The sequence below is a fragment of the Flammeovirga sp. SJP92 genome (assembly GCF_001583495.1).
Lineage (GTDB): Bacteria > Bacteroidota > Bacteroidia > Cytophagales > Flammeovirgaceae > Flammeovirga.
The window spans coordinates 58675-74796 of sequence record NZ_LQAQ01000044.1; the positions used below are offsets into that span (position 1 = coordinate 58675).

The 16122-nt window shown below is 34.2% G+C and carries 12 protein-coding genes; 7 read left to right on the forward strand and 5 right to left on the reverse strand.

From position 1 onward, the window contains the following. Nucleotides 1–418: 418 nt before the first annotated feature. The gene (gene katG / locus AVL50_RS11565) at nt 419–2590 is read left to right on the forward strand and encodes a catalase/peroxidase HPI (RefSeq protein WP_062616663.1); all 2172 of its coding nucleotides are present in this window, start codon (nt 419–421) and stop codon (nt 2588–2590) included. A gap of 61 nt (nt 2591–2651) precedes the next feature. Here the strand turns inward: katG and AVL50_RS11570 are convergent, their stop codons facing one another. Both AVL50_RS11570 and AVL50_RS11575 read right to left on the reverse strand, forming a co-directional pair. Then, nucleotides 2652–4061 carry a DUF1254 domain-containing protein gene (locus AVL50_RS11570; protein ID WP_062616664.1) on the reverse strand — a complete coding sequence of 470 codons (1410 nt, stop codon included), beginning with the start codon at nt 4059–4061 and terminating at the stop codon, nt 2652–2654. A gap of 23 nt (nt 4062–4084) precedes the next feature. After that, entirely contained in the window at nt 4085–5485 is a 1401-nt protein-coding gene (locus AVL50_RS11575) for a DUF1254 domain-containing protein (protein ID WP_082795768.1), read from the reverse strand. 105 nt (nt 5486–5590) lie between these two features. On the opposite strand from AVL50_RS11575, the gene AVL50_RS11580 reads away from it, so the two are divergent. From AVL50_RS11580 to AVL50_RS11600, 5 genes are all read left to right on the forward strand, one after another. Next, entirely contained in the window at nt 5591–6559 is a 969-nt protein-coding gene (locus tag AVL50_RS11580; RefSeq protein WP_062616666.1) for a helix-turn-helix domain-containing protein, read from the forward strand. A 23-nt stretch (nt 6560–6582) separates the two neighbouring features. Beyond that, nucleotides 6583–7107, forward strand: a complete 525-nt coding sequence (locus tag AVL50_RS11585) for a hypothetical protein (RefSeq protein WP_062616667.1) — start codon at nt 6583–6585, stop codon at nt 7105–7107. A gap of 73 nt (nt 7108–7180) precedes the next feature. Continuing rightward, on the forward strand, nt 7181–8137 hold the full coding sequence (locus AVL50_RS11590; protein WP_062616668.1) for a magnesium transporter CorA family protein: 957 nt from the start codon (nt 7181–7183) through the stop codon (nt 8135–8137). Between the two features lie 144 nt (nt 8138–8281). Then, nucleotides 8282–8989: a DUF4625 domain-containing protein gene (locus tag AVL50_RS11595; protein ID WP_062616669.1), complete on the forward strand. Its 708-nt coding sequence runs from the start codon at nt 8282–8284 to the stop codon at nt 8987–8989. Nucleotides 8990–9007: 18 nt separating this feature from the next. Beyond that, nucleotides 9008–10273, forward strand: coding sequence for a hypothetical protein (locus AVL50_RS11600; protein WP_062616670.1), 1266 nt, complete (start codon nt 9008–9010; stop codon nt 10271–10273). Nucleotides 10274–10565: 292 nt separating this feature from the next. Here AVL50_RS11600 and AVL50_RS11605 read toward each other — a convergent pair whose 3' ends face one another. The 3 genes from AVL50_RS11605 to AVL50_RS11615 form a co-directional block, all read right to left on the reverse strand. Further along, complete coding sequence (locus AVL50_RS11605; RefSeq protein ID WP_062616671.1) at nt 10566–11384, reverse strand: hypothetical protein; 819 nt, start codon at nt 11382–11384, stop codon at nt 10566–10568. 429 nt (nt 11385–11813) lie between these two features. Continuing rightward, on the reverse strand, nt 11814–12785 hold the full coding sequence (locus AVL50_RS11610) for an AraC family transcriptional regulator (RefSeq protein ID WP_062616672.1): 972 nt from the start codon (nt 12783–12785) through the stop codon (nt 11814–11816). 45 nt (nt 12786–12830) lie between these two features. Further along, entirely contained in the window at nt 12831–13781 is a 951-nt protein-coding gene (locus AVL50_RS11615; protein WP_062616673.1) for an AraC family transcriptional regulator, read from the reverse strand. Between the two features lie 139 nt (nt 13782–13920). On the opposite strand from AVL50_RS11615, the gene AVL50_RS11620 reads away from it, so the two are divergent. Further along, nucleotides 13921–15420 carry an arylsulfatase gene (locus AVL50_RS11620; protein ID WP_062616674.1) on the forward strand — a complete coding sequence of 500 codons (1500 nt, stop codon included), beginning with the start codon at nt 13921–13923 and terminating at the stop codon, nt 15418–15420. Nucleotides 15421–16122: the final 702 nt, after the last annotated feature.

Consider the following 16122-nt stretch of genomic DNA (forward strand, 5'->3'; position numbering starts at 1 on the left):
GTATTATCTGTATAAAGGTAACCTTCTTTGTTGTATTAATCTTCTTTCTAAGTACTAAGTCAAAAATAAATTATAGTTAATTCTAATTTATTTTTTGTGAGTACAACGCTAAAAAACGTATTAATAGTAGTACTATTAAAAGTTTTTTGAAGGCAGTAATCACAAAACAAAAAGTTAGTATTAGATAATTTTGAGTTTGTACTTTATGTTCTAATTATAAGATGTATACATGTTTTTCATGTCAAAATTAAATTACAATTATGAAAACTTTTAATAAAGTAATAAGTTCCTATTGTAGTTATTAAATTATCATTGTTTTTCTGATAAAAATGAAATAACTTAATTACGTCAGTTCCATAGTATTTGCTATTTAAGCTGATTAATTTGCAAGAGCAACACAACAACCCTGGACTCAATTATGAATTTCACAGACGAAAGCAAATGTCCTTTTCATCAAGGGACAAATTCTCAAACACAGCACAATGTGCAAGAATGGTGGCCTAAAACCCTTAATTTAGATATCCTTCACCAACACGACACAAAAAGCACACCTTACGGAACACCTTTTAATTATGCAGAAGAATTCAAGAAATTGGATTTGGAAGCTTTGAAAACAGACCTTAAAGCCTTAATGACGGACAGTCAAGACTGGTGGCCTGCTGATTGGGGGCATTATGGTGGTCTAATGATCCGAATGGCTTGGCACGCAGCAGGTACTTACAGGACTTCTGACGGACGTGGTGGTAGTAACACGGGTAACCAACGTTTTGCCCCATTGAACAGTTGGCCTGATAATGCTAACCTTGATAAGGCAAGAAGATTGCTTTGGCCCGTAAAAAAGAAATATGGCAATAAAATCTCTTGGGCCGATTTATTTATCCTAGCAGGTAATATGGCTTATGAATCTATGGGATTCAAAACCTTTGGATTTGCCGGAGGAAGAGAAGATATATGGCACCCTGAAAAAGATATTTACTGGGGAAATGAAAAAGAATGGCTAGGAAATAACCGTTATGGTGATAATGACGATAGTGATTCTTTAGAAAACCCATTAGCCGCTGTTGTAATGGGGTTGATCTATGTAAACCCTGAGGGAGTAGGTGGACAATCTGATCCTCAAAGAACTGCTCATGACGTTCGTACTACATTTGGCAGAATGGCAATGAACGATGAAGAAACGGTAGCATTAACTGCAGGCGGACATACAGTAGGGAAAGCACATGGTAATGGTGATGCTTCGGTTTTAGGGCCTGAACCTGAAGGTGCAGAAGTATATGAACAAGGTTTGGGTTGGATAAACCCTAAAGGAAAAGGGAGCGGGGCAGATGCTGTGACAAGTGGTTTGGAAGGTGCTTGGACTACTACTCCAAACAAATGGAATCACACTTATTTCCACCTTTTACTCAATCATGATTGGGAATTAAGAAAGAGTCCTGCCGGAGCAAATCAATGGGAGCCTGTAAATATGAAAGACGAAGATAAACCTGTTGATGCTTTTGATCCTAATGTAAAGCGAAACCCGATTATGACGGATGCAGATATGGCAATGAAGGTCGATCCTGAATACCGCAAAATATCTGAGAAATTCATGAATGATCCTGCTTATTTTGAAGATGTTTTTGCTAGAGCATGGTTCAAATTAACGCATAGAGATTTAGGACCTAAATCAAGATACCTTGGTGCTGATGTGCCTGCTGAAGATTTAATCTGGCAAGATCCAATTCCTTCGGTTGATTATACACTCACTGACGCTGAAGTGGAAGATCTTAAATCACAGATATTAAATTCTGGATTGACTTCTCAAGAATTAATCAGTACAGCTTGGGACAGTGCTCGTACTTTTAGAGGTTCTGATTTTAGAGGAGGAGCAAATGGCGGTCGAATTCGTTTGGCTCCTCAAAAAGATTGGGAAGGCAACGAGCCTGAATGTCTACAGAAAGTGCTTTCTAAATTAGAGGAAATCAAATCAGCCTTCTCTAAGGATGTAAGCATAGCCGATTTGATTGTTCTTGGAGGAACTGCAGCAGTAGAAAAAGCCGCACAAGAAGTGGACCCTTCGATCAAAGCGAGTTTTATTGCTGGCAGAGGTGATGCAACAGATGATATGACAGATGCTGATTCATTCTCAGTATTAGAGCCTGTACATGATGGTTTTAGAAACTGGCTGAAAAAGGAGTATGCAGTAAAACCAGAAGAAATGCTTTTGGATAGAGCGCAATTATTGGGACTTACAGCACCTGAAATGACCGTTTTAATCGGTGGCTTACGTGTATTGGGTACCAATCATGGCAATACAAAACACGGTGTTTTTACAAAGAATGTTGGAAAGTTAAGCACTGATTTCTTTGTGAATTTGACGGATATGAAATACAATTGGAAACCGGCTGGACACAACTTGTATCATATCGTCAATCGTTCATCAGGAGAGATTGATTGGACGGCCACACAAGTTGATATTGTATTTGGTTCAAACTCGATTTTAAGATCATATTGTGAATATTATGCTCAAGATGACAATACAGTGGCTTTTGCTCAAGACTTCGTGAAAGCTTGGGAGAAAGTGATGAATGCTGATCGTTTTGATGTTTAATCTTCGTGTTTAAATAAAAAAGCAAAGGAGTGTTTCTTAGTTTAGAAACACTCCTTTTTAATTAATTGACTTTCATGATGGTTGGAGGAATCCAAGTTCCATTTCCTACTTTTTCATGAGGCGAATAAAGCCTTAATGTTACTCTAATTCCATCTTTGGGAGCAGGTAACCAATTTGATAGTTTATCCTCGGTTGGCTTATCATTTTGTATATAAATAGTTAAAGAACCATCTTCATTGTACTTCAACTCATTTTTGTTGCTTAATGCATAACGATCCAATTCATTATCTACTAAATATTGATCTTCGTCGTACATTGTCACTGACCAAAATGCATTCGCAGGAGGAAGTTCATCATGAGCAAATGTTAACTCGTATTGATGTTCACCAGTCAAATCTTCACCGTTTTGATCAACTCTTGTCACAGGATAAAAGGCATCTTCAATAACATTACCACCTAATCCGATATATGACCAACCAGCTCTTAGTGCGTAATCTGTCCCGTAGCGCCCCATATCATAAGTTAAAGTCCAACCGTTTTTGATTGTTCCAAGGTTAGCTATTATTTCTTCAAGCTCTTGGTGTCCCTTCTCAAAACCAGCATTTATTGCATTTTGTATCTCCTCACTAAAATCATTGAAAGAGAATTCTTTACCTGCTTCGATATTTAACCTTTTTAGTCTTTCAATGATCTCTTGGTCTTCAGCATAAGGTAAGTTTCCTTCTAATAATCTATTCAGGTTAGAGAAGAATTCTTCAGCAGACATATTCTGAACACTTTCATTGACATCTTTAGGAAATTCAATATCCGCTAATGCAACTTCCGTAGGAGGAGTATAGTTACTTCCCCAAGCAGACAACGGAGTAAGTGTAATTTCATTTTGGATGGCATTTACAATAGTGTAATCTTCTTCACCGCTACTATATAGACGGCCACCAATACAAGTGATATTTGTATTAGAACGGATCAACTCTACTCCGTTAGGAACAGTACCATTCCAATTAGGGCCCGCGATTAAGAAATCTCCGCCTTTTTCACCATGGGTTCTAACTCCAGGGCCGGCAACTACATCATTCCATGCATTTAATATCTGCATGATCCAATATCTATCTTTTACTTCAGGAACCGATAAGATAAAAGGTTCTTCTTCAAGGTCTAATCCTGCAAAAGAATAAAGGTTGTCTACATTAAATCCAACTACCATTTTATTACTCGCATCAACAAATTGTCTGCTATGACCAAATTGTCCCATTGGAGCCATTAAACCTTTTGGAGCAGTGGTATATGTAATTCTTTGAAACTGCTTTTCCCATAATAAAACGGGTAATCCAAAAATGTAGGCTTCTTTAGCTATACTCTTCGCTTCATCAGGTGTAACTTGATCGTTATCTTTTACAGGAGAAGCAAAAGTGCTTTGTATGATTAGTAATAAGGATAAAAAGCTTAAAACTATTCTGTTTAGATTTTTCATGTTATTGTGTCTAGAAGTTATGTTTATTTGATTTTTTGAACTACTGGTGGAATCCAATTTCCTTTGATTACTTGCTCTTCAGGAGTATATAATCTTAAAGCTATTCTAAATGCTCCCTCAGGTGCTGGTAACCAATTGGAAACTTTCTCTTCTGATGGACGATCTTTTTGCATGTAAATCGTTAAAGATCCATCTTCGTTGTATTGCAAGTTACTTCGATCACCGACTGTATATTTATTGAGATCATTAGGGACCAAATAGCTTTGAATATCATACATTGTTAATGACCAGAATGACTTAACGGGAGGAAGTTCCTCTTTTGTGAATGTGATTTGGTAAGCATGTTTATTTGTATCAAACATTTCACCGTCTTCATCAATGATAGTTGTAGGGTAAAAGGCATCTTCTAATAAATTGCCTCCCACACCAATTAAAGTCCATGCAGCTCTATAATTGTAATCTGTACCAAAACGTCCCATATCGTAAGTCAAGATCCAATTGTTCTTAAGCTCACCTAAGTTTTTAACTCTTGCTCCAATGGCTCGTTTAGCATCAATTACACCTTGATTAATTGCCTCTTGTACTTCTTTAGTGTAATTGTCAAATGTGAAATCTTCACCTGGAATGATACCAAGTACAGCAATTTTCTCCATGAAGGATTGATCGGCATCATAAGCTGAATTTTTTAAAAGTACTTTGTTCAATGAATTAAAAAACTCTTCTGCAGACATCGACATTACGATTTCATTGACATCTCTATCTCCATCAAAGTTTTCCTTTAGAGCGACATAAGAAGGAGCAACGTAATTTTTCCCCCATTGACTTAATGGAGTAATATTAATTTGATCTTGAATGGCATTCACTTCCTTGTAATCAGATTTACCGCTACAGTATAATCTCAATACTATGAGAGTAGTTTCTGTATTTACTTTCAATAGCTCCATTTCAGTAGGAACATCTCCTTCCCATTCAGGGCCAGCAACTACGAACGTTCTTGCTTTTCCTCCATGTGTTCTGGAACTTGGAACTGCTGGTACTTCATTCCAAGTATTGATAAATTGCATTAACCAAAATCGATCTCCCATTTCAGGAATTGTGATCACAAGGGGTTCTTCAGACAAATCTATACTTGCAGATGAGGCTAAAACATCCACATTATTGCCTACGTATTGTCTGTTACTCGCATCAACAAACTCCCTGCTATGAGCAAACTGATTAATGGGTGCTTTAAAACCCTCTGGTTTAGTTGCATAACTATTGACATGATATTGATTTTGAATAAATACAGCTGGAAAACCAAACTCGAAGGCTTCTTTGGATAATTCTCTTGCTTGATCAGCTGATATATTATTTTTCACTTGAGCAAAGGTGTTATTATAGACCATAAGGCATAATAATAGGGTAAGTAAATTGACTTGTTTCATAATGATTTATGTTTACTATTTTCATATCGTGATACAAATGTCAGGGATTAATCCTCAAATTATTGTTGTAAAAACATTATATTTCGGTATAAAACGATTACAACTATGGGTACTCATTCTTTTTCATTTGGTAAAAAAATTACCGCATCCAGTATTCTCGATAACCTGAAGTATTATGAAGAACATCAGCATAACAACAATCACTTTTGGGGAAAGGGAAAACAAGGGGAAATAGATTTGTGGTGGTACGATGATTTTGACCATGAATTCCAAATATTAGTTTTCGATATGTCATTCAAAGAGGACTTTCACTTTGTAGATAATCAAAAGGACTTTGATTGCATTACATTTCGATTCTTTCTTGAAACAGAAGTAATTTACAATCAGATGAAAGTGGGGAAGGGGAATCACGCAAATGTTGTCATTTATAATTCTAAAAAAAGTGTACCTACAAAAGTCTTAAAAGATCAGGAGTTAAAAGGAGTTACTTTTAGGATTACAAGGCAGTTTATCAAGAAGTTGTGCAATGATCGATGGGATTTAATATCTAATTTTATAGAAAATCCAAAAGATTGGATGATTCATGAATCATTGGATTTGGAAATGGAACGATTACTCAAAGATATTATAGTAATACAAAAAGGTATTGAAGGGAAATATGGATTGACTTTATCAAGGTCCGTTGAGTTAATGACTTATCTGTTGATTCAATTATTTAAAAATAGAGCCAATCAAAAAAGCATTCAATTATCAGATGAAAAATTAGTTGAGATCTTTAAAATCAAGGATTTATTAATCGAAAACTTAATGGAACCACCACCAATTACCGAATTGAGTGAAAAATTTGGGATCAACATAGGTGTGTTAAGAACCAATTTTAAAGAAGTATTTGGCACATCACCCCATCAATTTGTGATTAATGAAAGACTAATTGAGGCAAGGAGGTTAGTAAAGTTCACGGAATTAAATATGACAGAAATATCAGATCAAATTGGATATACTGATTCCTCTCATTTTGCTAAACACTACAGAAGGAAATTTGGCATTTCACCTTTATCTGACCGTAAGAAATAATCATTTACATTAAATCCAAAAACATGAGAAACTTTGAAGAAAGACTAAAAGGAGGACACCCAAACTCCCTCGGAAATACTGTTGAAATCGTTGAAGAAGTATTGCAAGAAAGAGACTTGTTTGATGAACTTTTCAATTGCTATTTTAGTGATGATGAAGTGGTTAGGTTAAGGACTTCTAATGCTATGAAAAGGATTTGTAAAGTAGACAAAACCTATTTAATTCCTTATGTAGATCGATTTATTACTGAAATATCAAAAATTGATCAAGCGTCAACACAATGGACCTTTGCACAGCTATTCCTTTTACTAGAAAAAGAGCTTTCGGATCAACAAAAGAAAAATGCGATAGTTATTATGAAAAATAATTTAGAGGATCATAACGATTGGATCGTATTGAATCAGACAATGGAAACGCTTTTTAAATGGTCAATAAAGAATGCTGAATTAGAAGAATGGCTTATTCCACATTTAGAGAGATTATCCAAAGATGAAAGGAAGTCAGTGAGTAAAAGAGCATTAAAATACTTATCTGTATCAAAGAAATAAGATTTGATTTGTAGTAACATAAAGAATTTTGTAATATATTTTATTATAAACCAAATGAAAAGAAGCTTTCAGTATGATCAGAAATTTATACCAAATTGATAAACACCACATTTCAAAAGTAGAATATGATAATACTCCCGATGATCTTGATGAAAATGTAGATCATTGGTTAGAAATAAAGGTAGATGACAGGCAGGAAATCGTGCCTATTTTAGAAGAACATGATTTTGATGAATTGATATTAAAAGACTTTGTAAAGCCTTCTAAGTTACATAATCTTCGCTTATCTTCTGAAGCAATGGTCTTGAATTTACCTATTTCAAATTCTGAAAATATTTATGTAAAGGAAACACTCACTTTGATGATTCGCCCAGGTTTGTTGGTAACAATAGTACATCAGTCGAATCAGATATTTACAGGACTGATCAATTCCTTAAATAACAACCCCTTTGATTTAAATATTGATCTTAATTATTTGGTCTACTTTATGGTGAGTTATGTATTGAAGAAAACTGCAAATCACATTCAGAAAGCTAGAAATGAGGTGGATGATCTTTCTAAAAAGTTAGATGAGGCCCCAGAGGAATTGGATATCTCAGATATTATTGATGTAAAAGATAATGTTCATAACCTTTCTAATATTGTTGAAGACCAATATATTGCTTTGCAAGCTATACCAAAATTAAGGTGGGCAGATGGAGTGGTTCGTATTGATGATGAGATTGGAAGAACGATTAAAAACTATGGTTTTATATTGGACCTAACCAGTCGTTTAGAGGAAAATATAAAAGGAGTACAATCTCATTATCAGCTTTTATTACAAGAAAGAAGCAATAAAAAACTGAATACGCTAACAATCATTCAAGCCATATTTGTTCCCCTAACGCTATTAACGGGCATTTATGGGATGAACTTTGTCAATATGCCCGAACTCAATATGGTGAATGGGTATTTTGTCTTTTTAATTGTGATTGTAATTATTGCTATTACTGAATTGTGGGTGTTCTGGAGAAGAGGATGGTTTGATTGATCAAATCATAAGTTTTCTTTACAATCCACAATAACAAAGTGAATAATTATCTTGTTCACTTTTATTAGATTTATAAAAATCTTGCAATCCACTTATTCTAAAACCAAAGCTTATATTTGCGACATTATTGCATTATTAAGCTAAATGAAAAAACTAAGACTAATTTACATTGCACTGATATTACTTTTTTTATCATGCAATCAGGAAGACGAGCAATCATCTAATTTACGGATTGAAGATCTAAAATACGGAAGAGGGACTACGGGCCATGGAGACAATCAAATCGGTTATGCTGGTGTGGACTTACATTTAGAAGCACAGGTTTATGGTGACGATGTAGCTTCTGAAGTATATGTTACTGTCGAATCATTAACAGACACAAGCTTTATCAAGTTTGATTATTCTCGATATTATGAAGGTAGAAGAAATACTTTCATCCACGAACACCCAGTTATCCCAACCTATTTTGATACAGGTGCTTATCATTTAGAACTAACCGTTATTGATAAAAAAGGAGAGAAAGCAGTTGAAGGTGGAGAACTGATAATAGTACCTGTAATTCAGTTTTTAGATGTTGAACTAGAAGGTGAAATTATTGCAGGAGAAGCTATTGCTATCGCTTTTCAGCTTCATGGACTTAATATTTTAAGAGATTTAAATATTGTATTGGTGGATAGTAATGACAACGAGGTCCTCTCTAATTACTATGATTTTACTACAGCAAATACCAATATTATTGATTTTAACGATCGCATTCAGATACCTACCGACCTTCCAGCAGGAGACTATTTTGTTAAAGCAATAGCAACTGATGCTAGAAGCAATTCTGTTACAGAAAATTTCAATTTTTAATTAAACATATAACACTAGATGATGAAAAATTATCTTTTTTTACTACTACTAATTAGCAGTACCTTTTTTTCATGTCAAAAAGATGAGATTCTTGACGATGAAACTGAAGTACCAGAGAAACCAGAGGATGCACCTTACGGTGAATTTGAGGGCTTGAAACTTTTAGTGACTTACAACGACAATAATGTTATTGAATTAAGAGAGCCTCATAGTGATCGTATCGATACTTTATTTGCACAGGAACAGGGAACTAAAGTGATTAAAGAACTAGGTCTTAAGATTGCTAACGCAAAAGTATACAGTGAAGAAAACGTTTATTCAATCTTCACGGGTCTTGATTTACATATGAATCACTTCCATACCTATCCTCCTAAAATTAACATTACTACATCAACACCTCAATTGACAAATCTTGATTGGAGTGACTTCCAAGCAATCTGGAGATCAAACGAGAATGGTAATCTATTTTATGTAACTGCCGAAGATGTATTAAACAGCGGTCAAGCAAAGGAAATTGAACTAGATCATTATCAAAAAGCAGGTGTGAATACCACCTACTTATCTTCAGGGTTTGGTGATAATTACTATTTATTAGTGGATGAAGATAATGTATTGGATCTTTATCATATTGACTCAGCAAAAATCTCTAAATCATATACTGAATTTAATGAGATTTATGCTACCAACCTCTATTCAGAAAACTGGGATGAGAATTATGGTCTAGTTGCAACAGATAAAGGACTTTTGACTATTGTCTTTACTAATGAAGGAGATTGGAGTAATCCTGATATTGTGATGCATGAGAATATGATCGATTATCCTGAAGAAGGTGTAAAATTTGATCAGTTAATCTATCGTAAATATTTCAATGGAACAGCTCATATTAAAATTGCCTTAGGTATTGATAATGAGAAAGGTATCTATAAAATCGATGCTAAAGAAGGTAAAATGGAAAAGGTAGTTGATACAGAAGGAATTGTAGATTTCGAGATCAATTACATGATGCACAGACTTTATGTATTGACAGATGATAAAAACTTTGTTGCTTATGATTTGGGTACTTTTACACCAATCAATAGTGCAACAGTAAATGAAGATTTGAGTATGAACGTAAAAGTAGCGGTAAGTGAAAAGTTTGCTTATGTTCATGCAGGAACGAACTCGTATATCAATGTTTTTGGAGCTAAAAACATGATAGAATATTCACCAATCGAAACTGGAAACTCTATTTCTGATATTGGAGTTTTCGGCAATGTGATTGAACTAGAAATTGATAACCATTAGAACTATCAGAATTGGTGTTTTAGATTAAGTAGTGAAGGGCGTCTCAATAATTGAGCGCCCTTTTTTACTTAATTTTCTTCCTTAAAATTCAAAGTAGATTTCACCATATTAGAAATAACCTTATTGATTACACTAATCAAGAAAGTAGTAATTATTATACAAAATATCATAATTTTAGATTTGAATATAAAAACTCCCTAAAAGATTAGGGAGCTTTACACTACTGATTGAATTAAATGCTCAACTAAATAAAAGTAGAATTCTATCGCATTGATCTATTCTTAATTATGATCTATTTTTTGAATACAAACGTTGTCATTAATCTTAACTCGTGTTGACCAACATGATCAGGCTTTACAACATTATTGTAGTATTGTACACCCAAGTTCACTGGCAGTTTTCCCATAAATACTAACTTACTGATACCTCCACCTACAGGTACAGTCCATTGTTGACCTTTTTCAGCATTCCAATTCGCTACAATTGTAGGGAATGTATTGATCATCCAACCTTTACCTAAGCTTTTTGCAATCAGGGTCTGACCAACAAAAGTATTTACATCGTTTCTATTTTGATCACCCGCAAATGATACTGTCTGACGGAAGATCATGTCAAAGGTCCAGCCATTGGTTTGGTACACTAATGCTAATGAAGCACCCGCAGACCATTTTCCAGTACCCAACATATCACTAGTAGCAGTTGGCATATCGATTGATGGACCAATACCCCAAGCTAGTTTTCCTACATTTTTTGGAGCAAAAAAGAAGGAGTAGTTTAGGTCCGTAATCCCGAACTGTGGGTTTAGATTATTTTCCATTCCAGTTGTAGCCGGTAGGTAAGATAATCCCATTACACCACGATGAACAAGACTGAATTTTTCGAATTCTTGAGCAACGATCGGCTGTAAAGACATAGTATAAGTGGTACCATCCATACCAGGAATTCCCATTCCCATATTATGCTGTATAGGCAAAGCAATAATACTTGATAGAGGGTTCTGCAATTTGTTAGCAATCTCATCAGCAGTTTGTGCATTGGCGATGTTGACACCCAATACAGACATAGTAAAGATAGCAAGGATCTTAAATGATTTTAGTTTTAGAATTTTCATTTTGTATTTGTTTTTCGTTCTATTTGTTAGCACAAAAGTAGGTGAACGTCAAACAAACCTTTTGGATAAAAAATTATGTTTTTGGTAAAAAAAGAAAATCTAACTTTCTCTGGTTTTAATAGTATAACTGCTTATATCTAACCTATCCGTACACTATCCACCGTACCCACTGTACGCTATTCACCGTACGACTTGTACACTGTACACCGTACAGACCGTACGGTGAATAGTGTACAGGCAATTTTGCATGAAGAATGAAGACAAAAGAAATGTAATGTAGACCGTAAAGTGGTTTTTATGGTGGTTCATCGGACGTTGCAATGCAACATACCTACAGCGAGCGGTATCCATCATAAAGGATATTCTACCAAAGTTCTATGTAAATAATGGGCACAAAAAACTTTATGTGTTTACGTCTTGGAAATCATATCAACCATGGTGCTCTTTGCGATCCGCCAATGGCGTCACTCCAAATTCTTTTTTATACAATTTAGTGAAATGAGAAGAATCAGTAAAACCTAAAAGATCTGCAATTTCAGTCATACTGTCTTTGGTCTGAATGACTTTTCTTCTAGCCTCATACAAACGTTCACGAATAATAAATTGATGAGGGGATAAACCAAATACATTTTTAAAGTCCTTTCGTAATTTAGGAATACTCACGCCATAATCTACACTTAATGCCTCAATAGTTGGAGGGTGCATTAAGTCTTCCATTATTTTACTTTTGATATTGAAAATAGCAATTGTTTCTTTCTCAGTTAGGTCAAATTTCTTATGTCCTGTTCGATGTGTGTAGAGTTGTACAAAGAAGTGGGATATCAATTCTAAGATTTTTGCAGATGAAAAACCATACCTACCGACTTTTTCAGTTTGTAAAGCGAACAATTCTCTTAAGCATTGCTCCATTTCATAGGTCATGGATTCGAACAATGCAAAGTGATTCTGATTGACTACTAAGTCTTTCAGTTCATCAAAATTTTCTCTTCCAGTTTTTCTCATTAATTCATGAGAAAGGTGGCAAGTAATCCCTTTATACGTTCTATTTTTATCTACATCTAAGGTGATTTTTTGATTAGAATTAAAAAGTACAGTCCCTTCTGAAAAACCACTTCCAATAGATTTATTGTTATAACTTACATTCGAATCTATAACAAACGAAATCAAAAAGCCTTTCTCTTTTTCATAAATATCAAATAAGCGAACAGGTTTGTTCGTTTTGATCTCATACATGACTGAACTCAAAAGCTCACCCAATTCATCAAACAACCAATAGTTGAACTCTCCATCTTCCGATTTTCCCCAATAGTGATTTCTATTTATTTTAAATTCATCAAAAGTTGAGATATAATCTTTTAATGCACTCTCAGTGTACTGACCATTGAGGTAATGGATATTCATTATTAATAATCTTTTTATTCTTAGATGTTGAAAATAGTTGAAATATTAAGCATTCTCTCTCACATCACTAGGTGCTATACCAAAATGCTTTTTGAAAGCAGTACTAAAATGTGAAATGTCATTGAACCCTAAATCATAACTTATGTAAGACAGGCTATCTTCTGTATATTCAATTTTTCTTCTGGCTTCTTCCAATCTTTGAGAATTAAAATACTTTAATATAGAAGTTTTAAATACTGATTTGAAAGAGCGTTGCAATTTAGATTTACTCATTCCTAAATCAGAGGCAATAATATCTAAATTCGGCTGTATGGTATAATCCTGTAGTATTTTTACTTTAAGATCAATCATCATTTCTAAGTCATGCGGATGAAGATTGGTACTAACTGATTCTTTTTCTACTATTTTCTGATCAAGTCGTCCAATAATTTCGAATGCCTTGGAGATGAAAATTGATTTTCGAAGTTCTTTGTTATTTCTATGTTCAAATACATAACGTACTAAGTTTTCAATTTCAATTGACATTGGGAAATACTGAAAAAAGAAATCCTTCTTTTCAAATATCATTTTTAAGTTGGAGGACTCATTAAGTATGTTGACCTTCTTAATTAATTCATAAGGAAATGTGATGGCTAAAATTTCAAATTCAGTATCAGATTGGAAATTAAATGTAAGTGGTTGTTGGGAATTATAGATATAAATACCTTCAGCCATTGAAGTACCTTTAGAACGTTCCTTTATTTCCCCATGTGATCCTAGCCTTATTGTAATAAAATTATCATTACTAATTGCAGAGCGTCTCCATACACTATTATTGGCATACGTGACTTTATTTGTTCCTACAAAGAAATTTTCAAAAAACTGAAGAGAGATAACCTCCACTTTTCCTTCAACACATGAAAAAGACATTTCTTCACCATCCCAATTCCCGTCATATTTCTCGCTAACTTTTTGATATAATTTATGACGGTTTAATTCATCACTTTCATTATTCATAGTAAAAAAATATAATTAATTAGGTTTGACCTTTTTTTAAAATACCCTGACTTTATCTTAAAAGAGATCCATTCATAGACCTCCTACATTTGTAATGTGATTAAAACAAAACACTATTTCAAATTAAAAAAATAGAACTATGAAAAAAAATTATTTAGCTACATTGCTTTTGTTTGTGCTAACATTTTCTTCGGTCTTTGCACAAGACAATAAGAAACCAAACATCCTAGTCATTTGGGGTGATGATACAGGTTGGTTTAGCTTGAGTGCTTATCACAGAGGTATTATGGGAGCTCAAACACCTAACATTGATAGGATAGGTAACGAGGGAATTATTTTTACAGATTTTTATGGTGACCAAAGTTGTACTGCGGGACGTTCTTCATTTGTAACAGGACAGCATCCAACTCGTACAGGACTTTCAAAAGTAGGTCTTCCAGGAGCCCCTCAAGGTATTAGTGAATTGGATCCTACAATTGCTAGTGCTCTTAAGAAACAAGGGTATGCAACTGGTCAGTTTGGTAAAAACCACTTAGGGGATAGAGATGAACATTTACCGACAAACCATGGTTTTGATGAATTCTTCGGAAACCTTTACCACTTAAATGCTGAAGAAGAGCCAGAATCTCCTTTCTATCCACAAGGTGAAGAGTTTGCGGAAAGATTTATGCCAAGAGGTGTTATTCATTCTTATGCAGATGGTCGTATTTCTGATACAGGCCCGTTAACGAAGAAAAGAATGGAAACTGCTGATGAAGAATTCATTGGTGCTTCAAAGCGTTTTATGAAAGAAGCTGTAGAAAAAGATGAGCCTTTCTTCGTATGGTTGAATACATCAAGAATGCACATTTGGACTCGTTTGAAAGAAGAATCTAAGAAGACAGGTTTTGTATATCATGACGGACTTGTTGAGCATGATGAACAAATTGGTTCAGTGTTAGATTACCTTGAAGAGTTAGGTATTGATGAAAATACAATTGTAGTTTATTCTACTGATAATGGTGCAATGAAATGTACTTGGCCTGATGCTGGTGCTTCTCCATTCAGAGGTGAGAAAAACACAACTTGGGAAGGTGGTGTAAGAGTGCCAATGATGATCAAATGGCCAGCACAAATTGAAGCAGGACAAATTTCTAACGAAATGATGTCTCACTTAGATTGGTTCCCTACTTTAGTAGCTGCAGCTGGTAATGACAATGTTACAGAAGAACTTAAAAAGGGTACAAGTATGATCGATAGAGATTATAAAGTTCACTTGGATGGTTATAACTTCTTGCCTTACATGACAGGTAAAACAACTGAAGCTCCACGTAAAGTACATTTCTACGCTGCGGATGATGGTAAAATCACAGCAATCAGAAAAGGAGACTGGAAAGTACACTTAAGTATCAAGAAAGAAGTTGAAGCAAAAGGTTTTGAAATTTGGAGAACACCTTTCACAGATTTAACTGCACCGCTTATCGTCAACCTAAGAGAAGATCCATTTGAATCTGCTCACATGGAATCAGGTTTTTATGATGGATTCTACTATGATGCGGCACCTGTTGCTTATGATTTGATTTCGGAATTAGCAAAGTTCAAAATGACTTTCAAAGAATTCCCTAAAAGAATGAAAGCAGGTTCTTTCACAGATTTCTAATATAAAAAAATTGTCAGCTTTTGTTTTTCGTTCAAGTTGATATCAACAATAAGGTAGAAGGAGTAATTCTTCTACCTTTTTTGCATTTAAAAAAGACGACTAAATCCTAGAGAAAGTTCAGTAAACTAGACTTTCGTACATTTTCAATCAATGTTGTAACATGTTTTTAAATAGTACGCTTCGATAGAGAATTATAGATTTGACCTTTTTATAAAACTGCATGACTGTTTCTTGAAAAAGATTGATAACGAGGTTGTTTACTTTTGTAATGTATTAAAGATGAATAAAGAATATTTATACTTTAGAAATTGAATATATAGTAGTTTACAATAGAGATAATACAAAATCACGTATTCTAGTTTAATATTTTTTTACACGGCTCACTTAGTAAGTGGGCCGTGTTTTTTTATGCTTGATTTCGATTTCAATATTGATATGAGACACTTTTTCGGTTTGACCTTTTTTTAAAATACCCTGACCTTTTCTTAAAAAAGATCCATTCATAGCCCCCCTACATTTGTAATGTGATTAAAACAAAACACTATTTCAAATTAAAAAAATAGAACTATGAAAAAGAATTATTTAGCAACGTTGCTTTTGTTTGTGCTAACATTTTCTTCGGTCTTTGCACAAGACAATAAGAAACCAAACATCCTAGTCATTTGGGGTGATGATACAGGTTGGTTTAGCTTGAGTGCTTAT